This is a genomic window from Bdellovibrionales bacterium (genome assembly GCA_018266295.1).
In the GTDB taxonomy this organism is placed as follows: Bacteria; Bdellovibrionota; Bdellovibrionia; order Bdellovibrionales; family Bdellovibrionaceae; genus JACMRP01.
Genome location: JAFEAQ010000011.1, coordinates 1,232,323 through 1,257,204 on the forward strand (window position 1 = coordinate 1,232,323; position 24,882 = coordinate 1,257,204).

Annotated in this window: 16 protein-coding genes; 10 read left to right on the top strand and 6 right to left on the bottom strand. The window is 49.4% G+C overall.

What is annotated here, in order from left to right:
- The first annotated feature begins 105 nt into the window (after positions 1 to 105).
- The 5 genes from JSU04_14720 to JSU04_14740 are packed head-to-tail and all read left to right on the top strand — an operon-like array spanning position 106 to position 5,090.
- Positions 106 to 2,346, top strand: a complete 2,241-nt coding sequence (locus tag JSU04_14720) for a xanthine dehydrogenase family protein (GenBank protein ID MBS1971561.1) — start codon at positions 106 to 108, stop codon at positions 2,344 to 2,346.
- The gene (locus tag JSU04_14725; GenBank protein ID MBS1971562.1) at positions 2,343 to 2,804 is read left to right on the top strand and encodes a (2Fe-2S)-binding protein; all 462 of its coding nucleotides are present in this window, start codon (positions 2,343 to 2,345) and stop codon (positions 2,802 to 2,804) included. Before JSU04_14720 ends, JSU04_14725 begins: the two co-directional genes overlap by 4 nt.
- Positions 2,801 to 3,667, top strand: a complete 867-nt coding sequence (locus tag JSU04_14730; protein MBS1971563.1) for a xanthine dehydrogenase family protein subunit M — start codon at positions 2,801 to 2,803, stop codon at positions 3,665 to 3,667. The genes JSU04_14725 and JSU04_14730 overlap by 4 nt, the downstream gene beginning before the upstream one ends.
- Positions 3,667 to 4,503: a xanthine dehydrogenase accessory protein XdhC gene (gene xdhC / locus JSU04_14735; protein ID MBS1971564.1), complete on the top strand. Its 837-nt coding sequence runs from the start codon at positions 3,667 to 3,669 to the stop codon at positions 4,501 to 4,503. The genes JSU04_14730 and xdhC overlap by 1 nt, the downstream gene beginning before the upstream one ends.
- Positions 4,500 to 5,090 carry a nucleotidyltransferase family protein gene (locus JSU04_14740; GenBank protein ID MBS1971565.1) on the top strand — a complete coding sequence of 197 codons (591 nt, stop codon included), beginning with the start codon at positions 4,500 to 4,502 and terminating at the stop codon, positions 5,088 to 5,090. The genes xdhC and JSU04_14740 overlap by 4 nt, the downstream gene beginning before the upstream one ends.
- Here JSU04_14740 and JSU04_14745 read toward each other — a convergent pair.
- Both JSU04_14745 and JSU04_14750 read right to left on the bottom strand, forming a co-directional pair.
- Positions 5,070 to 5,966 carry a matrixin family metalloprotease gene (locus JSU04_14745; GenBank protein ID MBS1971566.1) on the bottom strand — a complete coding sequence of 299 codons (897 nt, stop codon included), beginning with the start codon at positions 5,964 to 5,966 and terminating at the stop codon, positions 5,070 to 5,072. The two genes, JSU04_14740 and JSU04_14745, sit on opposite strands and share 21 nt — an antisense overlap.
- Before the next feature lie 71 nt (positions 5,967 to 6,037).
- Complete coding sequence (locus JSU04_14750; protein ID MBS1971567.1) at positions 6,038 to 6,592, bottom strand: hypothetical protein; 555 nt, start codon at positions 6,590 to 6,592, stop codon at positions 6,038 to 6,040.
- Positions 6,593 to 6,947: 355 nt separating this feature from the next.
- Here JSU04_14750 and JSU04_14755 point away from each other — a divergent pair, with 355 nt between their 5' ends.
- On the top strand, positions 6,948 to 7,631 hold the full coding sequence (locus JSU04_14755; protein ID MBS1971568.1) for a hypothetical protein: 684 nt from the start codon (positions 6,948 to 6,950) through the stop codon (positions 7,629 to 7,631).
- A gap of 43 nt (positions 7,632 to 7,674) precedes the next feature.
- Here JSU04_14755 and JSU04_14760 read toward each other — a convergent pair whose 3' ends face one another.
- Positions 7,675 to 8,688, bottom strand: a complete 1,014-nt coding sequence (locus JSU04_14760) for a M23 family metallopeptidase (protein MBS1971569.1) — start codon at positions 8,686 to 8,688, stop codon at positions 7,675 to 7,677.
- Between the two features lie 12 nt (positions 8,689 to 8,700).
- Positions 8,701 to 9,432: a Stp1/IreP family PP2C-type Ser/Thr phosphatase gene (locus tag JSU04_14765; protein ID MBS1971570.1), complete on the bottom strand. Its 732-nt coding sequence runs from the start codon at positions 9,430 to 9,432 to the stop codon at positions 8,701 to 8,703.
- Between the two features lie 128 nt (positions 9,433 to 9,560).
- On the opposite strand from JSU04_14765, the gene JSU04_14770 reads away from it, so the two are divergent.
- The 4 genes from JSU04_14770 to JSU04_14785 all read left to right on the top strand — a co-directional run bounded on the left by JSU04_14770 (position 9,561) and on the right by JSU04_14785 (position 15,104).
- Entirely contained in the window at positions 9,561 to 10,451 is an 891-nt protein-coding gene (locus tag JSU04_14770; protein MBS1971571.1) for a TonB family protein, read from the top strand.
- Positions 10,452 to 10,624: 173 nt separating this feature from the next.
- Positions 10,625 to 13,354 carry a pyruvate dehydrogenase gene (locus JSU04_14775; protein ID MBS1971572.1) on the top strand — a complete coding sequence of 910 codons (2,730 nt, stop codon included), beginning with the start codon at positions 10,625 to 10,627 and terminating at the stop codon, positions 13,352 to 13,354.
- A gap of 11 nt (positions 13,355 to 13,365) precedes the next feature.
- The gene (locus tag JSU04_14780; GenBank protein MBS1971573.1) at positions 13,366 to 14,175 is read left to right on the top strand and encodes a hypothetical protein; all 810 of its coding nucleotides are present in this window, start codon (positions 13,366 to 13,368) and stop codon (positions 14,173 to 14,175) included.
- 11 nt (positions 14,176 to 14,186) lie between these two features.
- Positions 14,187 to 15,104 (top strand): AEC family transporter, encoded by a 918-nt coding sequence (locus JSU04_14785; GenBank protein ID MBS1971574.1) that lies wholly within the window; start codon positions 14,187 to 14,189, stop codon positions 15,102 to 15,104.
- Here JSU04_14785 and JSU04_14790 read toward each other — a convergent pair.
- Positions 15,101 to 19,897: a hypothetical protein gene (locus JSU04_14790; protein ID MBS1971575.1), complete on the bottom strand. Its 4,797-nt coding sequence runs from the start codon at positions 19,895 to 19,897 to the stop codon at positions 15,101 to 15,103. The genes JSU04_14785 and JSU04_14790 overlap by 4 nt on opposite strands.
- 11 nt (positions 19,898 to 19,908) lie before the next feature.
- Positions 19,909 to 24,882 (bottom strand): hypothetical protein (locus tag JSU04_14795; GenBank protein MBS1971576.1); only part of this gene is annotated, 4,974 nt, incomplete at its 5' end.

Below are 24,882 nucleotides of genomic sequence, written 5' to 3' on the forward strand. Positions count from 1 at the left end.
AGGGGAGGAAATATTATTTTGTTGTGTGTCGCAAATAGCTGTATGGCGAATAAAAAAACTCAGGAACTAGAGTAAAAAATTGATTTTTAGCAAGCAAGTGATTCAATGGATAGAATGACATTACCTCCAGAAAAACCGACTTCTCCTATTGGCAAAGCGATTCTCCGCAAAGAGGGTCCTCGCAAACTTACTGGCCAGGCCAAATACATCGACGATATTGAATTTGATGGTCTCTATGGAATCACTGTTCGCTCAACGGTGGCCCGTGGGAAAATCAAAGACATTCAATTCGGCAAAGGAATTCCTTGGAATGAATTTACCATCGTCACGGCTAAAGACATTCCGGGGAAAAATTATGTCGCATTGATCTTGCAAGATCAGCCGTTCCTCGCTGACGGCATGGTCAATCATCCTGAAGAACCGGTTTTGCTCTTAGCCCACCCAAATAAATACATGCTTGAAAAGGCTCGCCAGGCGATCACGATCGAATACGAGAAACTCACTCCGGTTTTTGACCTGGAAGAATCTCTGAAAGGCACAACCAAAATCTGGGGCGAAGACAATATCTTTAAGTCTTACTTGCTTGAAAAAGGCAATATCGACAGCATTTGGAGCCAAGCCGAACTCATTATCGAAGATGAGTATCACACGGGCGCTCAAGAGCAGCTTTACATCGAAAACAACGGCATGGTTGCCGTCGCCAATGCCAAAGATGGCGTCACGATCTGGGGCTCAATGCAATGCCCTTACTATGTTCACAAAGCTTTGCTGCCTTTGTTTGGAATGAGCGAAGATAAGATTCGTATCATTCAAACCGAAACCGGTGGTGGTTTTGGCGGTAAAGAAGAATACCCTTCAATTATTGCCGGCCACGCCGCTTTGCTGGCATGGAAATCCGGTAAAGCAGTGAAAATCATCTATGATCGGGCCGAAGACATGGTTGCGACAACAAAGCGCCACCCTTCTCGTACTCGTCACAAAACAGCGGTGATGAAAGACGGTCGTATTCTCGGGATGGATATTCAGTTCGTCATTGATGGCGGCGCCTATGCGACTCTGTCGTCCGTGGTTTTGTCGCGTGGAACGATTCACGCAGCGGGCCCTTATCATATTCCGAATGTCCGTATTGATGCCAAAGCGGTTGCAACCAACTCGCCTCCGCATGGGGCGTTCCGTGGCTTCGGGGCACCTCAAAGTATTTTTGCCCTTGAAAGACATCTTGATCAGATCGCTTTGAAATTGAATATGACTCCAGAAGATCTTCGCAAGAAGAATTTCATTAAAGACGGTCAGAAAACCGCGACCGGCCAAACGATCAATGAAGGCATCAGCATGGATGCGCTTCTAGACCGCGCGCTCAAGCACACGGACTATCACGCGAAACGCAAACAGTTCGCGTTGGATAATACCCACAAGAAAATTAAAAAAGGTATCGGCTTTGCTAGCTTCATGCACGGTTCTGGTTTTACAGGCTCGGGCGAAAAATACTTGGCGTCGAAGGTCGGCATCCAAGTCACCGGCAACGGCCGTGTCGAAGTCCTCGCCGCAAGTACCGAGATCGGTCAAGGGACGAACACGGTCTTTTCGCAAATCGCGGCCGACGCTTTGAATGTCAGCCCTGACTTCGTCGAGATCTTCCAGCCGGACACAAAGCACGTACCGAATTCGGGCCCGACGGTGGCTTCAAGAACCACAATGGTGGTGGGTAAACTCGTACAATCTGCGGCGATTGGCTTACGCCAAACTCTGCAGACAGAAGGCTACATTAAAGAATCCTACAGTGAAGAAGAACTTCGCCAAGCCTGCATCAAATACGTCAAGGACAACGGCGACCTCAAAATCATCGTTGAATATCAGCAACCTCCCGGCATTAACTGGAATGATGAAACTTACCAAGGCGATGCTTACGGTTCTTACGCCTGGGCGATTTACGTTGCCGAAGTCAGCGTCGATACAACCACTTGGGAAACCAAGGTAGATCACTTCATGGCTCTTCAAGAAGTGGGCCGTGTGATCCACCCAGTCCTTGCCGCCGGTCAAATCGAGGGCGGCGTAGCCCAAGGAATTGGTTACGCGATTTACGAAAAAGTCCGCTGGAACGAAGGCCGCATGATCAACGGCACGATGACCAATTACATTATGCCGACAAGTAGTGATCTGCCGACGATCGAAGTGCTCTTCGAGGAAGTCCCTTACGAGTACGGGCCGCGGGGTGCTAAAGGGATTGGCGAACTCCCGATGGATGGACCTGCTCCGGCGATCTTAAACGCCGTGGCGATGGCCACGGGCCAACAGATCAAATCCATTCCGATGTTACCTGAAGATTTAATGAGAGCGAGCCTATGAAAGTTGAATTTAGATTAAACGGAAAAGAAGTCAGCGTGGATGCTCCGCCAATGAAACGTCTTTTAGATGTTCTTCGCGATGAGCTCACCAACACCGGTACCAAAGAAGGCTGTGGCGAAGGCGAATGCGGAGCTTGCTCCGTAATGATGAATCAGGTTCTCGTTAACAGCTGTCTCGTACCGGTGGCCCAATGTGCCGGCGCTGACATCCTGACAGTCGAAGGGCTTGGAACCCAAGAAGATCTGCACCCAATCCAACAAGCCTTTCTGGAATGCGGGGGCGCTCAGTGCGGGATCTGCACTCCTGGCATGCTGATGGCAAGCTTGGAGCTGCTGAACAAAAATCCAAATCCAAGCGAAACACAAATTCGCGAAGGTCTGGCCGGAAATCTCTGCCGCTGCACGGGTTATATGAAGATCTTTGATTCTGTGAAGAAAGCTTCGGAGGTTCTGAAATGAGAGCCTTCGTCCCAGAATATGAAATGAAGACGCCTGAAAGCTTGAATGAAACTCTGCAAATCCTGGCGCGCCATCCAGGCGAATGGAAAGTTTTTGCCGGCGGCACGGACCTGATGGTTGTATTTGAAACCGGCAAGCTTGCGCATAAAAAATATCTCAATATCAACCACATTCCGGAGCTGAAAGAGCTTTTGGTGAATGAAGAAGACGTGTTGATCGGCGCTGGTTGCACCTATCGTCAGATCCAAGACAATCCCGTGATTCAAAAAGAGTTCCCCATGCTCGTCGATGCAGCGAAGCTCACCGGGGCTGTGGCTATTCAGAATCGCGGCACCATCGGTGGTAATATCGCCAATATGAGCCCGGCGGCTGATACTCCACCGGCATTGTTGGCGTACGATGCGGATATCATTCTGCTCTCGACAAAGGGCTACCGCGTTTTGTCTTACAAGTATTTCCACCAGGCTTACAAACAAGCCGACCTTCGCCCGAGTGAAATCATCATGGCGGTTCGCTTAAAGCGCAACCAAGGCATGACTCACGATTATTACCGCAAAGTTGGAACCCGCAGCGCCCAGGCAATTTCCAAGGTCTGTATGGCGGCAACCGCTTCTGTAAACCGTCATCGTAAAATCGAGTGGATTCATATTGGCTATGGCAGCGTCGGACCAATTCCTTTGCGCGCCATCAGAACTGAGCACTTCCTTTTCCAGAAAGAGCTGACACCGGAGCTGATCAAAGAGGCCCGCAAACAGATTATGACGGAAGTGACTCCGATCGACGATATTCGCTCAGACGCTGTTTATCGACGCGAAGTTGCAGGCAACTTGCTCGTCGAGTTTTTAGAGAGTATTAAAGTCTAATGTCATGGGATTGGATTTCAGCGCTTCAAGAATTAAAACAACAGGCCGTTCCCGCGGCCCTTGTCACGATTATTAAAGCCAAGGGATCCACTCCCCGCGATATCGGCACGAAAATTCTTGTCACCGATAAAGAGTTCTTCGGCACCATCGGCGGTGGCCAACTTGAGGAACTCGTCATTGAAAAAGCCCGCGAAATTTTGAAAACTCACCAGGCTCCGGAGCGCGTGCCGTTTCCTCTGTGTATTAAAGCCAACCAGTGCTGCGGGGGTTTTGTGGAGGTCTTTATCGAAACCATCAATACCGGGCCGCAATTACTGATTTTCGGCGCAGGCCATGTCAGCCAGGCCATTGCAAAGACTCTGGAAGGCACTCCGTTTCAGATCCACATGATCGACCCGCGCGAAGAGTGGCTGGAAAAAGCTGGGACTTCTGTCAGTAAGCATAAAGACAGCGGGCTTGAGTTTATTGAAAAGCACGCTCACTGGAACCCTGAAAGAACCTACGCCGTCGTGATGACTTACGATCACGATCTTGATCAAGATCTCATCGAGCAGCTTTCAAAGAAAGATATGAAGTACTTGGGGCTCATTGGTAGCAAGACGAAGTGGCAACGCTTTCAAAAGCGCCTCATTGAGAAATCCCATCCTGCAGAACTCCTCAACCGCGTTCGTTGCCCGATTGGCCTGCCTATTGGCGGCAAGTCTCCTCAGGAAGTGGCTATCAGCTTTGCGGCGGAAATTGTGCAAATACAAAATGAAGTTTTGAAAAACTCCGCAGCTTCCGAAAAATCCCATCACATTTCTCAAGAAGACTCCTGGCTGGAGGAGCTGGGATGAATTTTATTCTGCTCGCGGCAGGACATGGGAAAAGAATGGGCGGCAATAAAGCTTTGATGGAATATCAAGGTCAGCCCTGGATCTTAACTCAGCTGAAGCAGATCACCGACGTCGGCTTTCAAAGTATCACCATCGTTACCAATGCCGAGTCAGAAGCTGCTCTGGAAAAACTGGTGGAAAACCATTCACCGGCAGTTATTGTGCTGACAAATCCTCGCCCAGAACTAGGACCTTTTTCATCATTGCAGCTCGCTATTGCCGCGACTCCGGAAGATGCAAGCTTCGTGAGTCCCGTCGATGTTCCCTTAAAAGCGACAACGCTGAAGAAACTCCGCCAAGCATGGCTTCAACATGGGCACCTCGATGCTCTGATTCCTTCGCATCAAGATCGTAAAGGCCATCCAGTCATTCTTTCTGTGTCTTTGCAACGCGAGTTACTGAAGCTCTCACCTGAGAATCCCGAAGCACGTCTTGATTTTATCCTCAAGGCCCTACCGGAAAATAAGAAAAGGATCTTCAATGTCGAAGATCCTTTCATACAACTTAATTTAAATACTCCTGAAGATTTAGCAGCCTTGGCTCGGTGATGATGGCACGGTCGTCGCCGGAGTCGGAGTCACACGCGGAGTCGCCGTCGGTGTTGCCGATGGGCGCGGCGTCGGTGTTGGCGTCGCCGTTGGAGTTGGCGTCGGAGTTGGTGCCGTGCCTGCCGCTCCATACAAATCGACACAACCCGCTACGTCGTCAGCTCTGAGCATCAGCAAATACTGAACGTCGTGATAAGGGTTCGCATACATGATAGAAGCGCTCACATCAGAGTGAGCAAGACCCAACATATGACCTAATTCATGATTCGCAACCGCACGCAACGTCGTTGCATCACGAACCTGAGCAATATTGAAATTCACATCGGACTCGCTGATTGTTGAAGGTGTCGTATTCCCTCTGAAGTAACTGTAAGTGATGCCTGTTGCACCGTTTGCATCACCCCAAGCGACAACGTTCGTACTGTCACCCGTAGATGGCGTGGCCCCCTTCGTCGTTTCACCCATATAGTTGAAATTGATATTACAAACGCTGGTCCAATAGGCCATACTGGATTTGATCGTATCAAGTGCGGTAGAGGCCATGCTCGCAGGAGCGCCCGTTGGATTGTAGTACCAGTTGATCACGTTGGTTTTCCAGCGCGGAGCTTTTGCCGGATCGCCTTGATTGTTGAGATAGAGTTTTTCGCTGAAGTTCGTTGCTTCACTTTCTGGAACCAAAACCTGAACGTGGTAGTCGCCATCTTTGACTTGGGCGACGAGCACATCTGGATCGACTTTGCAGCCTGAAGAAGCTAAATCAGCGGAGTTTTGAACCGCATTGCCAGCATCACGCGAAGAACAGTTATTGAATGCTAAGAGAAGTGTCGCAGTCCCGACTGCCATGCAAGTCAGATACGACTTCTTTCGTAACTCCACTATTCCCCCCAAAAGAACGATGGAAACAAACAAGAATGAATAATTAAAATTTTATCGGAACGTGCAGGAGACTACCAACCCCATTTGATGCCAACTGTGCTGACATCGCCTTTTGCTGAGCTGCTAGTGTGATTAACGAAGAGATCTTTATTGAAAACCTTGTCTGAGAACTCAACCACTGTTTCAGCGGCCTTTGCATCGTAGTTGAACACGGCGTTCAACCAGCCTGTGTACTGAAGCTTCGCCATCGCTTGCAAGGCAAGGATTTGCATCGAGAACTTATGCTCGACACCTTTTGGCTCATCAGATTTTACAGTGATATCCGCTGACATCTTCTTTTGAACAGTCGTTGCCGTTTGACCAATCACGCTGTCTTTAACTTGTGCTGAGTTGAACCAAGTTTGAACGCTACGGTCAGCGATTTTAGCAGCAACTGTGTTCATGTTGTCAGTTTGCGCCATGTCCATTGGAATCACCTTTTGGACATCTTGATCAGTGATCTTATCAGCGGCTTGCTCGTTCTCCATTGGAACGGCCAAAGGCTGTGTGTTGGCAACTGTGAGTTTTGCCAAGGCTCCCTGAGATGCTGCTAAAATTGTGAGTGTCACTATTGCTGTCTTAATCATATACACGTCTCCTTCAAGAGTCGGGCCAGTGTCATTTTGATTTTAAACGCAATTAAACGCTTGTTCGGTCTCAGCTCAAATATAAGGTGACCAGTTTTGTTGCAGTCACTGTTAGTTTTTACAAAACTGTACGAACTGACACCACCACCTCATTGTGAGGCAAAATCCGCTTATTTTTGAGACTTTTCCTCTGAAATCGCGAATTCCGTACTTCAACTTGAGACGCTCTCGATGCTCCTTTTAGAAGTTTGGTCGCAGGGACGTTTTGCTCCCGAAGAGCGTGGCACTGTTTTTGTAATCACCGAAATGCGCTGAACAATCAGCACCACTTACAAGAACCACTAGGGGGAATACAATGAAACTAACAACTGCCGCTTTAACGGCGCTTTGCTTTTTGGCTCTGACGGCCTGTAAAGACTTTTCTGGAAATCTCGTCGTCGATCAAAAATTGACTCTGGTTGACGGTCGCAGCACCGTCGATGTTCAACCGGGCACTTACAATGGCCAAATCAAAATCCAAAGTAAAAAGAAGATCAAATTGGAAGTCGCTCTTCCCCAAGGTAAATCCACTTTCGTATTTAAAACTGCTGAAAACTTGAAAGAACTCCACTCTGGCCAGCGCATCCAAATCGCGTCGAGCGTGAGCGGTCAGCCCTACAATGTGGACGGCAAATACGATGTCGACTACAGCTCTTCTGGCGACTACAACGGCACAGAATCGTGCACGTACTATACAACTGAATACCGTTGCCACGATGTGCGCATTCCAGAGCAATGCGACACCGTGACGGAGTGTGATCCACACAATCCAAGCCAATGTGCCACACGTTCACATTGCAAAGGCGGCGGCTATCGCACCGAGTGTGGCGACGAGCAAGTCAGCCATTACGGTTCACAAAACGTGACTTACAGCTACGACACAACGACTGAATCCGTCACATTGCAATTGCTCTCAGCCGGTGGCCGAGTAGCAGCAACATTCCGCGGATCTGATTCAGATTCTTCAAAGAACTACAGCTACCGCAGCGAGTGCCGCTAGTTTTAGACATAAAAAAACCCGATCGCGAGATCGGGTTTTTATTTTATTCATCCAAGATGAAGTTGATAGGATCCACTGGCGTGCCATTGATCCTCACTTCGTAGTGAAGATGCGGGCCTGTTGAACGGCCCGTATTTCCGACCGCTGCAATGACGTCCCACTTAGAAACTTTTTGACCGACTTGAACGTAAATCTGCGACGTATGACCAAAGCGCGTGCTGACACCGTAACCGTGGTCAATACTCACAAGCTTACCATAACCTTGATCGTAACCCGCGAAGCTCACGACACCATCCGCCGGTGCATAGACCGGAGAACCTGGAGCTGCGGCGATGTCCAAGCCCGCATGCATCGTTGCTTTACCCGTAAACGGTGACACACGGTAACCGAAACGAGAGGTCAACCAACCGCGCGCCGGTTTGATATTTGGAGTCGCATTGATCAAACTTTGGCGCTCAGACAAGCTCTCCCAAAGATCGATCACACTTTGTTCTTTTAGCTGAGTTTCGCGCACCGCTTTATCGATACGAACCACCAAAGACGCGTAATCTTTGGAAGGCGCCGGCTGTTCAGCCACTTCGCCTTTGTTCTCGTTCAAAGTTTGTGGAGCCTCAAAGACTTCATCCTGCTGAGCCATCGCTTCGCCGGAAGGACGTTGCTCCATCGGTTCGTACTCTTCGACCTGCTGACCCGGAGCTGGTTTTGGTCCCATAGAAAGCTTTGTCACGCGATCTTCAGCATCGATGTTGGTGATGAGTTTCAATTTTGTCGTGAAAGTTTTTACGCGCTCAAGGCTGTTTTCAAGTGAGCTGACTTTGCTCTCGACGACTTGGAATTGCTTCACAAGCTGAGCATTTTCACTGCGAAGACGCTTGTTTTCAAGAGACTGAAGGAGCAAGCCGAAGTAGTCGACCATGCCGGCAACGAAAACGAGAATAACGATGGCACCAATGAAGCTCGCCGCTTTCATCCAAACTGACGAGATCACCAACTTTCGGGTCTGCCCAGTCTGATTACTGACGATAAAAAATGTGAACTTCTTGCCTGAACTACTCATGCCAACTCTTAACTACTTCGATTCCTGGAAATTCAAAATCAACACCGTGACGTTGTCATCCCCGCCATTTGCCAAAGCTTGATCTACGCAAGTTTTGACAGCTTTGTCAGGGGAATTCTGATTGAGGATCTGAGAAATTTTTTGATCCTGCACTAAACCCGATAAACCGTCGGAGCAGAGCAGATAACTTTCACCTGCAACGATCTCGCGCTCAATAATATCCGGATGCACTTCGCGCTCGTAACCCACGCTGCGTGTAATCACGTTGCGGGCAACAAACTGGCCAATGTTTTCTTCTTTCAAAACGCCGGCACGAATTTGTTCATTCAAGAGCGAATGGTCTTCAGTGATCTGCCATAAAAAAGGTTTCTTAAATAAATAACATCGTGAATCCCCGACATTCGCGACATAGATATGCTTATCGCGAACATACGCCATCACCATCGTGGTGCCCATACCCGCAAGCTCAGGGTTTTCATTCGCAGCTTTGTCATATATGCGGCGGCTGGCTTCTTCGTAAGCGTAGGTCAGAACTTCCCGCGGCGACATGTCTTTTGCCTCGGGAGCCTTCAGAATTTCTTCCACAGTTTGCACGGCAATTGCGGATGCAACTTCTCCACCGGAGTGTCCACCCATTCCATCGGCTACGATATATACGCCAAAATCTTTATTGATCAGGCAAGAGTCTTGATTTGAATCACGACGCAGACCCTTATCCGTCAAAAACCATGCTTCCGTTTTCATTGAATATATTGTGACTTGCGCGTCTTCATGAGTCAAACTGGACTCACGTCGAATTCTTTCATCTTGTTTAATCCAAAGCTACATTTTGTGTGTCTTAATACCGATAGCAATATTGGCGAGGCTTGCTGATGAAACGTTCTCTTTCCATAGCACTACTACTCTCTCTTGTGCTCCACTTTTTGGTGGTCGGAGGAGTCGCCCTCTATTCTTTCAGCATTCAAAAACCAGCCGCGCCTCAAACTGTGACGGTCGAAATCCTCGACCAACAGCCAGAAGCCCCGAAGGCAGCTAAACCTGAAGTCGTCGTCAAAAAAGATAAAATCAAAATGGATAAGCAAATTGTGGAGCAAGATGAAAAAGCTCTCAATAAAGAGCGTCCTGATGACCAAGCTTTCTTGAGCGCTCACGATCAAAAAGTCGCTAAGCAAACTCAAGCCGTAAATCATGGCGAGTTTCAAAACAAGATCACTAAAAACACCAAAGCCGGCAAACCGGTTGAGTCTAAAAAATCCTCGCCGAAATTGGATCAACTTCTCGCCGCTTATGATCCAATGGCCGCTGGTTTCAAAAAACAAGAAGCTAAAACTAAGCAAGAGGCTGAAGCCGCTCAAAAAGGCGGAGACGTTAGCCAAACGAGTGATTACCTAAAAAACGTGGACCAAGGTATCGAGACCTTGCTCAATACTCGCGAATTCAAATATTACACTTACTACAACCGGATCCGTAAGCAGCTCTCACAATACTGGGAACCGAAAGTGAAAGAAAAAGTGAATACGATGTTCCAACAGGGCCGTAAAATCGCCTCTGCCCAGGACCGTGTTACCAAGCTTTTGATCGTTTTGGACTCTTCCGGGACACTTGTAAACGTACAGGTTCTCTCGGATTCCGGGGTCCGCGACCTCGACGACGCGGCTATAGAATCGTTTAAGGCCGCTGCGCCATTCCCAAACCCTCCGAAAGGGATCATCGAGAACGATGGGACCGTCAAAATTCGCTGGGATTTCGTACTAGAGACCTAACTCTACGCCGCTATTAGTCATGTCTTTGTTCTGAGAGGGCCTGGTGCTAGAAATAGCCCTTCATTCAAGAGGAGAAAACCGTGAGTAAACCATCCGATAAACAAACTCCGAAATCTATTTCCCGTGAAGTGTTGGAATCCATCGCTCGTCGCGCCCATTATTCTGCGACTCAGATGATTTTCCAGGCCAACCATCGCACCGATAAAGAAAAGGGCGATCCAAAAATTGGTGGCCACGCTTCTGCTTCTGCAAGTTCCCTGCACATCATGGGCGCTTTGCACTTGATGGTGAAATCCGGCTTCGATCATATCGCTAACAAACCGCATGCTTCGCCGACAGATCACTCTTACAACTATCTTCTCGATTTGTTTTTGAAACAAGATTTGAGCAAATTGTCTCTTGAAGAGTGCAACACGGCGATGATGGGTCTTCGCAAATACTCTCACGGCGAACCAGTCTTCCAGTCTTATCACTCAGCTTACGATTCTGATAATCACAATTTCTTCCCGTCTGGCACCGTGGGCATTCCACCAGTTGAAGCTGGTTACATGGCGCTGGCTTACCGCTACGCTCGTGAACATGGTTACGAAGTTCCAGATGCTCACTTCTGGGCTCTTTGCGGCGACTCCGAGTTCCGCGAAGGTTCTATGTACGAAGCGGTTCCTGACTTTGCGGAGCGTGAACTTGGATCGTTGACTTGGATCCTCGATTACAATCGTCAATCACTCGATGGTCAGCGTATTACAAATCCAGAGATCATGAACGGAACGGATGCTGACCGCGTGGAGCGCACAATGGCTGCCAACGGTTGGGAAGTCATCCAAGTTCGTCACGGTCAAAAGCGTTTGAATCTTTTCAAAAAGCCGGGTGGCGAAACTTTCCAAAACTTCCTCGAGAAAGAACTCGAAGACTACGAACTTCAAGCTTTGCTCCTTGTGCAAGACATGAAGGCGTTGAAAAAAGGCATCGCGAAAGAACATCCAAACATGAAGAAATTCTTGGACAGCGTGTCTGACCAAGAATTGTATGAAGCCATCCGCGACTTCGGTGGCCACGACATCATGCTTTTGGCTGAAGCGATGGAGCAATCTAAGAAATCCACTCGCCGTCCAACAATCATCATTGCTCACACATTGAAAGGCTGGGGCCTGCGTTGTGCCGCTCAGCCAGGTAATCACTCTCAGTTGCCAACTGAAGATGAATTGGTTGAATTGAAAAACAAGCAAGGCATCACTGGCGACAACTTATTCGAGCGTTTCGCAGCGGGTACGCCAGAAGCGAAATACTTGAAAGAGCGCGGTGAAAAACTTTGGAGCGAAATCAAAGCTCAACATGCTTTGAAGGACAAAAATCAAAAATTCTTCCTCGAGAAGCTCACTCAATGGGGCGAAATCCCTGAGTCTCTTGATATCAACACGAAAATGACGAGCTATCCACACACTCAGTGGATGCTCGGTCAGTTGACTGCAAAGCTCACTCGTATCGCAAACACGCCGCTTGAAGAAAACAAACTGGCTGAGAAGCAAAAACCACTCACAGCAACTGAGAAGCCATTCAAACTCCCTGGTGAGTTGTTCATCTCCATGGCTCCGGATGTTGGTACTTCGACGAACTTGAATCCAGCGATGGATGGTAAAATCTTCGGTGCGCCAGTTGTGACTGAGGATTTGGAAACTGAATTGGGCGTTAAAGACCACAAGCTTCCAGATTTGATTCCTGGTGAAGAGGTTTCCGACCGCTTCTTGCGTTTTGAAATCGCTGAAGGAAACGTGATGTCTTGCGTAGGGGCTTTCGGCCGCATGCGCGACACTCTCGGCATTCCTTTGATTCCGTTGATGACCGTTTATGACTTCTTCATCAAACGCGCCCTCGATCAGTACTTCTACAACTTGTACTGGAAGAGCTCATTCATCTGCGTAGGGACTCCGTCAGGTGTGACATTGTCTCCAGAAGGCGCTCAGCACGGTTGGAAGTCTGATATTCAGATCCCGAACCAAATCACTTGGGAACCGTTCTTCTGCCAAGAGTTGGATTGGATCCTCTGCGAATCTATCAAGCGTCATGTCTTGAACAACAACGCCGGCCGTTCTGGCGTCTTGCTCAGACTTGTGACTCGCGGTGCGGAACAAAAAGACATGATGACTTACCTGAAGAAGCAAGCTCGCTTCAAAGGCGACATGAACTCTAAACTCGCTCGCGCGGAATTCCCAGTTGCTGGTGGCGTGAACGAAGAAGAAATTGCTTCGTTAGACGATGCTCAGATCTTGCGTCAAGTGCGTGAAGAAGTTCTTCAAGGCGCTTACTACTTGATCGACTACCGCGGTTACGCTGGCTATGAGCCCGGCGACAACGTGGTGAATATCTTCGCAATGGGTTCACTTGTGACTGAAGGTATCAAGGCGTCTGAGACTCTTCTCGGCCACGGTATCTATGCAAACGTGATCGTGGTGACTTCACCAGACTTGTTGGTGGGTATTCAGGCTCATGAGAACGACTATGCCTACTTGAAACACGGCCTCGGCATTAACTCGGACTTGTATTTGAGAAAATCCGAAGAAGTCAGCACAGGCGATTTGATCACAGTGGCTGGTAAGCGCGTTCCGGTTGTCAGCGTTCACGACGGTGAAGCAGGCTTGTTGGATAACATCGGTTCTGTCATCGGTGTACGCCAAGAATCTTGCGCTGTTAGAAAGCACTCTAAATGCGGTCGTCCATCAGAAATCTATGCATTCCATGGAATTGATGCTGACAGCGTTGTAGATGCTTGCGGTAAAGTATTGGCTGAAACAGCTTTGGAACAAGTCATTGTCCCAGAATCTGCTTTGGAACAAACACAACACGCGGGCAAAACAGCAAGCCACTGGACAGACCTGTGGCCTTCTAAGAGCTCTGTGAAACATTAGGATTATCTTCAATGGAATCAGCAACGGTCTCTTTCCCTTACGAGGGTCGACTTTTTAAATCGAGAAATAAAAAGTTCGAAGAGACCCTTTTGCTGGTTCCTTTTTTTGGCTCTGAACAACGTGAACTCGCCCGTCACGTCAAATTCCTGAATGATCTTGGTTACGACGTCGCGCTCTTTAGTCTGCAAAAGACACCGGCGATTCTTGATTTCTCTCAAGGCCTTCTAACTCCATTGAAAAAGTGGAAAGAAATCAAAGACACTCTGAAACTGCCCATCAGCTCGCAGCTAAAATTCGGTCTGAAACATGTCTATGCCGATCAGATCGAGAACATGCTGAATCTGCTACCAGGCAAAAAAATCGTCTTCGCGTTCTCAAATCCCGGTGCTGCTGCGATTGAAGCTCTGGCTCGCCGTAAATGCGTCGACGTCGTCGGCGCTGTTTTCGATAGTGGTCCTTCCGGTAAATTCGTGGATTCTTTTGCGAATCTTGCAAAGTACGACTGGAAGATCAACTCTTTGGCTTTAAGACATATTTTGGCTCCGTTGCTTTCGTATGGGTGGAGCCCTTACTTGCACAAAGACACGCAAGAGGATCTCAATCAGTTTCCAAAAGGCTTTAAAATTCTTTCGATTCGTGGCTGGAAAGATCGTTTGATTCCTCCGGATCACATTGATGCGATCTTTGATCCCCATCCAGATTTGGATTGGCGCAAACTAAGCTTGCCTGAATCAGATCACCTCGTGGGTCTTCGCGACTATCGCAGCGAATATGCCCCTGCGGTTGAAAAATTCCTTCAAGAAATCTCTACTTCTCTATAACATTAGGCTCTATGGCGAATTTCATTCTGATCTTTGTTTGCTTTCTGCTCGGTATTTTCTTCCGCCGCTATAAGTTTTTCCCACCAAATGCCCCCCTGGCCCTGAATCGCTTTGTGATTTATGTGTCGCTGCCGGCTCTGACATTGGCACAGATTCATCGTCTCGATCTCAATAGCAGTAGTTTGCTGATCCCGGTTTCGATGCCGTGGTTAACCTACATCATGGGTTTTGGTTTCTTTTACCTTGTGGGCAAGAAAACTCAGATGCCCAAGAAAACCATCGGCACACTGTCACTGACTGGCTCACTGGGAAACACTTCATTCGTCGGCTTTCCCTTGCTGGAAGCGCTTTACGGCGCAGGCGCCATTGCTGTCGGCATTCTGGTTGATCAGCCGGGAAGCTTTCTGATCGCGGGCACACTCGGTGTTGCGACGGCTGCTTATTATGCGGGTGGTTCTGTTCACCCGAAATATATTCTTAAAAAGATCTTCGCCTTTCCACCGTTTCTGTCATTGCTCGTGGCTTTTCCTCTGCGGGCGATCGAATTGCCGCCAGAGGCGTTTCAGGTTTTAGATCGTCTTGGCGGCACTCTCGTCCCGTTATCCCTTGTTTCAGTCGGCATGCAGCTGCATTTTCATCCCGAAATGATCAAAGCCAATTTCAAAAACCTATGCTGGGGTTTGGGCTATAAGCTATTTTTAGTACCGCTGATTTGTACGGTGATTTATCTCGGCATATTCAAACAGTTCAATCAAACAACACTGATCACTTTAGTTGAAGCTGCGATGGCACCCATGATTACATCTGGAATTATCGCTGCGGAATACGATTTAGATGTCGAGCTTGCGAATCTGATGATTGGCTTGGGAATCCCGATTTCACTGGCGACAGCGCCCGCCTGGGCGTGGGTCCTAGGCCACTGGTTTTAGTAACCCCTGAACATGATCGGCACATTCGGAATCACTGCGACGGCCGTTGAACAGCCTGGCGTCAGAGCTCCGGAGGAAGCCTGAACATAGATCGTACCACTTGCACTATAACGAACGTTACTGAACGTCGCGACCCCCGATGTAGTCGTCGCCGAACCATTCATCGTGCCACTCGCAGCACTGCTACAACCTGAGTCCGTGAAAGCGGCCAGACCGATAGCCGTATTATATGTCGACACCAAGTTACCATAGGCATCGACAGCTTGAACCACCGGCTGAGTTTTAAAGTTCACTCCCGTCACTGCAGATGATGACGGCTGAGTTGAGAATGTCAGCGTACTTGCAGCGCCCGCTGAGACAGTCACTCTTGCCGAGCAATCGGAAGTTAGACCCGACGATGTTACCTTAATGTAGAGGTTTCCTGCCTTCGTATAGTTCTGACCGCTATAAGCCGCCACGCCTGAAGTCGTTGTTGCAGAACCATTCAATGTTCCAGTTCCAGCAGATGTACAGGCCGCATTTGTGTATGCTGTCTGGGTAATCGCTGCGGAGGAGGTGGTGATAACATTATTGTTATTATCCATGACAGCGACAACCATCTGCTGCGCAAAATCCACGCCCGCCGTCGCTGTGGACGATGGTTCGGTTGTAATGACCAGCTTCGAAGCAGCTCCCGGAGAAATCACAATTGCACTCGAACAAGCTGTAGTCAGACTGCCTGATGAGGCCTGCAGATAATATGTGCCCGACTTCGTATAGCGAACTCCACTGAAAGTCGCAGCCCCCAGATTGAAACTGTTGGATGTCGAGTTGCTCAAAGTCCCACCACTGGCTGCTGTCGTGCAGGTCGCATCGGTGTAGACCGTCAGTGTGATCGTTGTTGAATAAAGATAGTCTGCAGTATCCGAAGCATCTCGGGCTGTCACAACCGGTTGCTGAGTGAAGTTCGTCCCCGCAGTTGCGGTCGATGACGGCTGAGTTGTAAATGCCAATTTCGTCGCAGCAGCACCACCGACCGCGATGGCCGACGAGCACGCCGATGTCAATGCACCGGAAGTTGCTTTCAAATAGATTGTTGTCGACTTAATAGAATAACTGACTCCCGAGAAAGTCCCCGTACCATAGACTGTTGAAGCCGTCGTACTTGTCAAACTTCCTCCTGCGGCTGTTGTACAAGTCGCATCTGTGTAGGCCGCCACCGTGATGGTGCCAGAATACGTCGGTACAACGTTGCCGTTGCTGTCTTGAGCCGAGACCGCCGGCTGAACCGGGAAGGCTTCACTCACTCGCACGGATGTTGAAGGCTGTGTCGAGAAATAAAGTTTCGATGCCGCACCCAATGGGCCCATCACAACAGTACCAACTGCCGCTGTTCCGCCATAACCTGAACCTGCCGTTGCCTGGGCTGTTCCAGAGAATGTACTTGTATTATAAGCCCCGGCGACGCGACCGCCGCCACCACCGCCGCCACTGCTCGAATAACCATTACTACCGTTGGCACGAATCGTTCCCGCGCCGGCGAGAGTTCCGGTGTTAATCCAGACACTACCACCGGAACCACCACCACCCCATACTGGAGCCGTACCGCCATTTGCAGAAATAATTCCATCAACAGTCAAAGTGCCAGAGACAATCAAGCGAATCGCGCCACCACCTGGAGCACCACCGTTACCTCCACTACCGCCACTCGAACCAAGATCGATAGGATTGATCGAAGAACCGTAAGTAGAGCCTCCTGGTGCACCGCCATTACCCGCTTTACCAGCGCCGCCGTAACCGCCGCCGGCCCCGTAAGAACCACTGCTACCTCCACCCGTCACATTTCCGGATGTATATCCCTGGCTATCGGCTGAAATCGATGAGGTTGAGTCAATCGACATATTCGCAGCAGAAATGACATAGCCATAACCGGTGATGGTATTACCTAGCATCACGATTTGAGCCGATGTCGTTAACGAAACATTTCCCGAGGCAGTGAGATTGCCATTCAACGTCAGGACGGTACCACTTCCAGTCACCGTAACTGCATTCGTAGAAATATTTCCGTTGATGGTTAACTTACAACCGCCCGAAAGAGCAATATTACCGACAGAGCCCGAGAAATCAGACGCATTCACAGAATAATTATAAGATGAACTACACGTCAGATCATTCGTCGAAGAATTTATAACGACGACGGAACCCGCCGTACCGGCGATATAACCTGTCCCGGCAGCCGCAGTCATTGTGCCGTTAAACGTGTACGAACTAGAATAGTCGACATACACACGGCCACCACCACCACCGCCAGCGTTCCCGGCACCACTACTACCATTCGCAGCAATAGTCCCACTGCCGGCAAGAGTTCCCGCGCTGACCCACAGACTTCCGCCCGAGCCACCACCACCCCAAGTCGGAGGTGTACCCGCATTAACAGTTAAGCTTCCATTCACGGTCATTGTGTTTGAAGCAATAATTTTAATGGCGCCACCGCCTGTGCCACCGCCATTACCACCGTTACCGCCACCGGATCCCAAAAGTGTTGGTTTAATCGGTGAACCATAAGTTGAGCCTCCGATCGAACCTCCAGATGCACCACCGCCGGCACCGCCATAGCCAGCGCCCGCACCGTAACTGCCGCTGCCACCGCCACCGAGACCATTGCCCGTGGTATAACCTTGGCCATTACTATTAATATTTGAAGTGGCGTCGATTGAAATACTCGCGGCAGAAATAGTGTTACCAACGCCGCCGACAGTATCGGCATCCGCGATAATACTTGCCGAAGTAGTCAGGTTGATACTTCCGGTCGTCGTCGTCATATTTTTGAAAATCGTCAAAGCACTACTGGTGATCGTCGCTGTACCACCGAGAGTTATATTGCCACTCACACTCTGCGTGCTTGAACTCAGCATTGAAAGATTATTGACACTTAAATCTCCGCTGACCGTTACGGCCGCGGAAGAACTTAAATTCATATCTCCGCTCGTGGTTAAGTTTCCGTTCGCTGTCAGCGTGCTCCCTGAGCCGGAAACTGAAATTGAACCAAACGAGCTATTTCCGATGATCGTAATTTTACAAGCCCCAGAGATTGTCAACACACCCATTGGGCTCGCAAGATCGGAACTGTTAACCGAAATGGCGCTGGGATTGGTACAGGCGAAATCATTTGTGGCAGAGTTTAAAAGAATAACCGTTCCGACAGAGCCACCACTACCGCCGGTCCCTCCGGATGCAGATAGTGCACCGGTATAGCTATTCGCACTCGAGTAAGTCACATAGACGCGGCCACCACCACCGCCGCCGCCGCTTGAAGTCCCGTTACCACCATTGGCACGAATCGCACCCGCACCGGCAAGTGTGGCCGTCGCTAACCAAACGCTGCCTCCAGAGCCACCACCACCCCAAGTTGGTCCCACAGCACCATTTGCTGAGACAGTTCCATCAATCGTCATGGTGCCAGACGCGGTGATTTTAATTGCGCCACCGCCACTACCACCGCCGTTACCACCGTTACCGCCACCCGAGCCTAAGTTCGTTGGTCCAATCGCATTTCCATAAGTCCCACCACCAGGGCCGCCACTATTTGCATCACCACCAGGGCCGCCATAACCGGCACCGCCACCGTAGCTTCCGTTGATACCTTTTCCCGTGCCTGCGTTAGTGCCATAACCCTGACTATTTGCACTGATTGTCGAGGTCGAATCGACAGAGACATTCACCGCCGTCATCGTCGAGCCAACACCAGTACTTGTATTTCCAACAAATGTTACAAGTGCCGACGTCGTCAAACTCAAGTCACCTGTTAAATCCAAACTGCCATAAACACTGAGTACCGATCCACTGCCAGTCACAGTTGCACTCGCCGCACTCAAAGCCCCGGTCAAGTTCAATACACAGGCATTGGAAAGTGAGATAGCGCCAAGCGGACTCGGTAAATCACCCGCGCTAACAGCGATCGTTTGAGAGACGTTACAAAGGATATTGTTAGCCGCTGAATTACGAATGAAAATCGTTCCGTTATTTCCGTTCGCATAGCCCGTCCCGCGGGCAACCGACGTCGTACCGGTAAAATTATTTGTTGAGCTGTAATTTATGGAAATGCGGCCACCACCGCCACCACCACCGCTGGAAGTACCATTGCCACCGTTTGCACGAAGAGTGCCCGCACCATTCAGAGTCCCAACATCCAGCCAAATACTTCCGCCGGAGCCACCACCACCCCAGGTCGGTCCGACAGCCCCGTTCATAGTGATGGTTCCCGAAACGGACATAGTGCCACTCACAACAAACTTAACGGCACCCCCGCCTTTACCACCGCCACTGCCTCCGCTACCGCCTCCGGAGCCGAGCATCGTTGGAGAAACTGCCGAACCATAAATACCGCCGACATTAGTGTTTGAAAGAGCTGCACCGCCGGTACCGCCATGGCCTGCGCCAGTACCATAAGATCCACTAGTACCAGCGCCGCTTCCGGCTGCCGTGTTAAACCCTTGCGAGTCACCGCTGACAGTACCGCTAATATCGACACTGCCCGCATTGATGATAACACCCGTGTTCGTGCCGGTGTTTCCTTGCACGGTCAGGGTAAAACCTGAGCTCACGACAAGAGATGAAAATGTAAATGTACCGGGCTGAAATGTGACCGCACCACCGATGGTGACAATTCCACTCGAAGTATAGTCTCCGGGGGCGATTGTTCCAGAAGTCCAAGTCACGTCAGCGAGCGATGTCTCAACAGACAACAAGAGCAGGGAAGCAACCAGCCCTTGTTTAATCCATCGACGTGAGGTTTGGATTTTTTGGAGCTTCACTGCCGCTGCTCCTAGTTTTGGAATCCACTGTTCCACTGAACGTAGACCTTAGAACCTACGCGCATAAATGAGAAGATAGCATTACTGCCACTCGGAATACTGTTGGCAGGTAAGAAGTAGAAATTGCCTGATCCAGGAGTACCGGACAGAGTATCCGGTGAAGTCTGACCGAATGTACAGTTCGCAGAGAAAGTTCCTGTGATCGCGAGCGTGTAAACACCGCCATCACGCATATTCGAGAATGTATATTGAGTACCAGTACATCCTGCAGCCGTGTACTGGGTATTGCCCTTACTCCAATCGATGGTCGTACTAGAAGCATTATCCACGGAGGTACCACGGATCGTACCGGCAACTGCCATGGTATCTGAGTTTGCAGTCCCTGAGATGGTGACTTTGGTTGCAGGGGCTCTATCCGCCGTGCCTGTCGTACCAGAAGATGCCGTTTGCAAGAGAATTTGTGAACCACCCGTACCTGTTGAAGTACCACTCGACAAAGTTAAAGTACCACCGGCCAAGTTTGTACCACCGCTGTAAGCACCACCGGCAGTAATCGTGAAATCAGAGCCCGCAGTTCCTGACGTTGTGATTCTCTCAACACCCACTTTTTGCGCTGATTGTCCTGAGAATGACAAGTTGTTGTTGATCGTTGAAGTGCCGATACCAACACCGCCGGCAGAGTTAATACGCATCAACTCGCTGGGTGCAACGTCGGCAGTACTGTTACGAGCACCGAAGACCAAGTCCCCTTTACCGGAACCAGCCACGCTGGTTTGAACGAGACCCATATAAGCATTTGGATAAGCTTCAGAAGAGTAATATCCAAATCCGATTACTTGATAGCCACCGCTAGTCTGCTCCGTACCACCAATATGAAGGTATTCATTCGCGACCGTCACTGACGTCGGTGCCGAGCCTTTGATATGAACTTTCGCAGCAGGAGAAGCCGTTCCAACACCTAAGTTACCGGCATTCGAAAGCGTCATCTGCGTGGCATTGTTTGTTTTGAAACCCAAATTGTAGTTGTCATTCAAACCGATCGTGGCATTGGCACCGTAACTATTGCCGCCGTTTACATAACTAGAGCCACCACCGCCACCAAGAGCCGACCAAGTAGAGCCGTTGTTGAACTCAACAACATTGCTTGTCGTATTGTAACGAATCTGACCCGCTGTATTCGCAGGACGTTGAGCATCGGTCCCCGCTGGCAAGCGGATAGAATCCGTGCGAGAACCAATATCCAAACTAAATTGCGGATTCGTACCGATACCCACGCGGCCATTCACGTCGAGTGTCATCACGATAGCGCCTGAAGTACCAAAGTTTAAGTAGCTCGAAGCGCCACCCGTCCCGTTAACGAATGAGTAAGCAGACGTACCAAACATCAAGCTCTTGCCAGATGTCATAGTGAAATCACCTGCTGTAGACATATTCTGCGAAGTATCGAGTGTCAGGGCTGTGGTGCCATTGGTTTTCAAAGTCAAAGCATTGCCGTCATTCGTACCAAGACTTGTCGCCGCACCAAAGGAATTACCGCCGTTGACGAAGGCTCCCGAAGAACCTGAAGAAGTCGCAAGGACTGACCAGCCAGAACCGTTATTGTATTCGATATTATTATTAGAAGTATTATAACGAATCAGACCCGCGGCATTGGCAGGTTGTTGAGCTGTCGTACCACGAGGAAGTCTTAAGGCATCTGTGTTTGTACCAGCATCAATACTGTAAGAAGGAGCACCACCGGCACCGATCTTACCAGTCGTTGTGTAGATGTTGCCATAGGATGAGGAAATACTACCGTTAGCAGTCGCAATGGTACCGGTACTTGCAACGTCAATACTACCGCCAGCAAGCAGAGCAAGCTTGCTGTTCGTACGGTCGAATTTCATTTTACTAGCGTCACCAAAGCCGATGTCGCCGCCCCAGTAGTTCAAATAAAGAATACTGTTAGAGCCACCGTTGTAAGCTTGAACCGAGTCAAAGTCGATACCCACATGGGCGCCGGCATTTGTACCGATGGTCAGCGGTGAATAGCTAGAGCCTGTCGCATTGGTATCAGCGATGTGAAGAGCCGCTTGCGGACTCGTCGTGAGGATACCGATATTGCCATTACCTGTGAATGTCATACGAGTCGCATTGTTGGTTTTGACGCTCAAATTATAAGCGTCATTCAAACCGATGGTCGCATTTCCAGCAAAGCTATTACCACCATTCACGTATCCTGAGCCGGTGCCTGTCGCCAGAGCCGTCCAGGTTGAACCATTATTAAATTCGATATTGCTGTTTGTGGTATTGTAACGAATCAATCCCGCCGCCGCTGTTGGCTGCTGAGCTGTCGTACCTGCCGGCAAGCGAATGGCATCTGTTCTGCTATTAAAATCCAAAGAGTACTGCGGATCTGATGTACCGATACCGACCTTACCGGTTTGTTCAAGGCGCAAACCTTGAGTCCAAGCGACTCCACCCCAGTAGCTAAAATCTAAATCATTGGCATCAGAAGTTCCGTAAGAATTCCCGTAAGCCGTCATTGCCCAACCACGGTTATTTGAGGTCGCACCTAGCACATTGCCATCAGACCAAGTCATCAGGTTTACTTTGGCTTTTTCCGAATTGCCAGAGCCCGCCACTCCGATGGTCACTGCATTATCCGCATTGGCAGTGCTATAAACGTGTAGTTTCGAAGCCGGAGTGGCTGTGCCGATACCGAGTTTACCAGAACTATCTAACGTCATCTGAGTTGTGTTGTTCGTTTTAAACCCAAGAGTGTAAGCGTCATTGAGACCAATGGTTGCATTGCCTGAGAATGTATTGCCACCGTTAATGTACGCGGAACCTCCGCCAGAAGAGAGCGCAGTCCAAGTCGTCCCGTTATTAAATTCCACGTTACTGTTTGTTGTGTTGTAACGAAGCAGGCCAGTAGCGTTTGTTGGGCGCTGAGAAGTGTTCCCTACAGGGATGCGCATAGCATCTGTTTTATCCTGCATATCTAATGAATAAGCTGGAGCCGAAGATCCCACCCCGACTTTACCGTCTTGAGCGATACTTAAAGCCACGTTGCCAAGATTAGACCCATTAGGCACAGTCACTAAACTAATTTTTGTCCCAGAAGCTGAAGCCGTGTGATTCTCAGTTGCATCAAAACGAAGATAAGCCCCGAGTCCATTGGTGTGATTACTTGAGCGAAGAGCTCCTAATGTATCCCCATTCTGAGCATAAGTTGGCGAAGCTCTCGTACCACGAGCATAGGTTAAGTTAATTTGTGGGTTCCAGTAGTTACCACCGCTACTTCCGTAACCAGAAACTGTGAACTCAGGCCAAGAATCTTGACGGCTGACTTCCACATTGCCTTCGTTGACTTGAAGGTTTGCTCCGCCAGCAAATGGAGCAATACCCACCTCGCCTGTTTTTAAGAAACTAAAGCGAGTCGCACCGTTTGTTCTTACATTTAAATCATAATTATCGTTTGTACCAAGACTCGCTGTCGCACCAAACGAGTTTCCACCATTAACATAGCCGGAGGTTGACGTCAGAGCTGTCGCCCATGAGAGGTTCCCTAAGGCATCCGACTGCATCACTTGGTTTGCGGCTGGAGTGGTTGCAGGTAATTTTAATGAGTAGTTGGCAGTTGTCGCAGCCGCTTGCAAAGTCACAGTGCCAGAAGTTGCACCCTTCACGCCAACGCCGTAGACGTTTGCGACACCTGTGCCGTCGAGAGATAAGATCGTGTTACTAGCACCTGTTGTAGTTTTATTAACTACTACGGAGCCTGAGTTAGACACTGAAGCCACATCTCCAGATAAACTAAACGCTTGCGCAACACCTGATGCGTTACCAACCCACATTTGGCCTGCCGCCAAAGTATTGGATTGTTTTGCCATCATCGAAGCATAATCGGCGTTGCTGATAAGACCGGCAGTCACGGAGCCAGAAGCCGAAGCCATTGGGATATCGAGTGTGTGAGCCGAACCAGCAGAAGTAATCGCAGGAGCGTTACCTGCAGAACCTACTACAAAGGATTGAACATTCGCTGTTAAGCCATTCAAGCTTGTAATACCAGAACCCGCAACACCGAGTGATTTTACCGTAGTTCCATCAAAATATTTAATGACGCCTGAGTCATACCACATCTGACCGGCCACTGTTCCCGCAGTGGATCCTGAGCCAAGACCCAAATACTGACCAGCAGCAAGCATCAAACTGCCAGACATAGTATCGCCAGCTTTATTTACTGGAGTGTAACCAAGAGAAGAACCTACGGTGACCCAAGCAGAACCGTTGTTATACTCGACAACATTGCTTGTTGTATTATAACGTATGAGGCCTGTCGCATTTGCAGGGCGCGTTGCATCTAATCCTGAAGGCAGGCGAAGCGCATCTGTTCTAGAGCCCAAATCCAGAGTATAGCCCGGAGCCGACGTACCGAAACCAACATTGCCCGTGGGCCCAATAACCATTCTGTAAGTGGGGATACTTTGATCATAGATTCCGAAGAAACCAGCACCCGTAGAGTTTGCCGAACCGGTAGAAAGCAACATGTACTCGTGGCCACCAGCGCCTGAAGCCTTCAGAGAAAGGTTGGCACCGGCATTACCGAGATTCTCAAGCATAATTCCATCGTCACCAGAGTTCATGGTATATTGCAGATGCAATTTTCTGCCTGGAGTTGCAGTGCCGAGGCCCAAATTGCCACTTGAATCGAGAGTCATTCTTGTCGCGTTGTTTGTTTTAAACCCTAGCGTATAAGCATCATTCAAGCCAATCGTCGCATTACCACTAAATGTATTACCGCCATTCACGTAACCAGCCGCCGCCGCGTCCGCCGGAGTATAACCAAGAGCCGCCGTGACATCGCCAGAAGCAAGGGCAGAACCTGAAGTCACACGACCTTGAGCATCTGTAATAACCTTAGTATATGTACCAGCAGTGCCTGTATTTTTAAGTGAAAGAAGACCTGCATTCGTGATCGTTGCATCCCCTGACATTGTTAC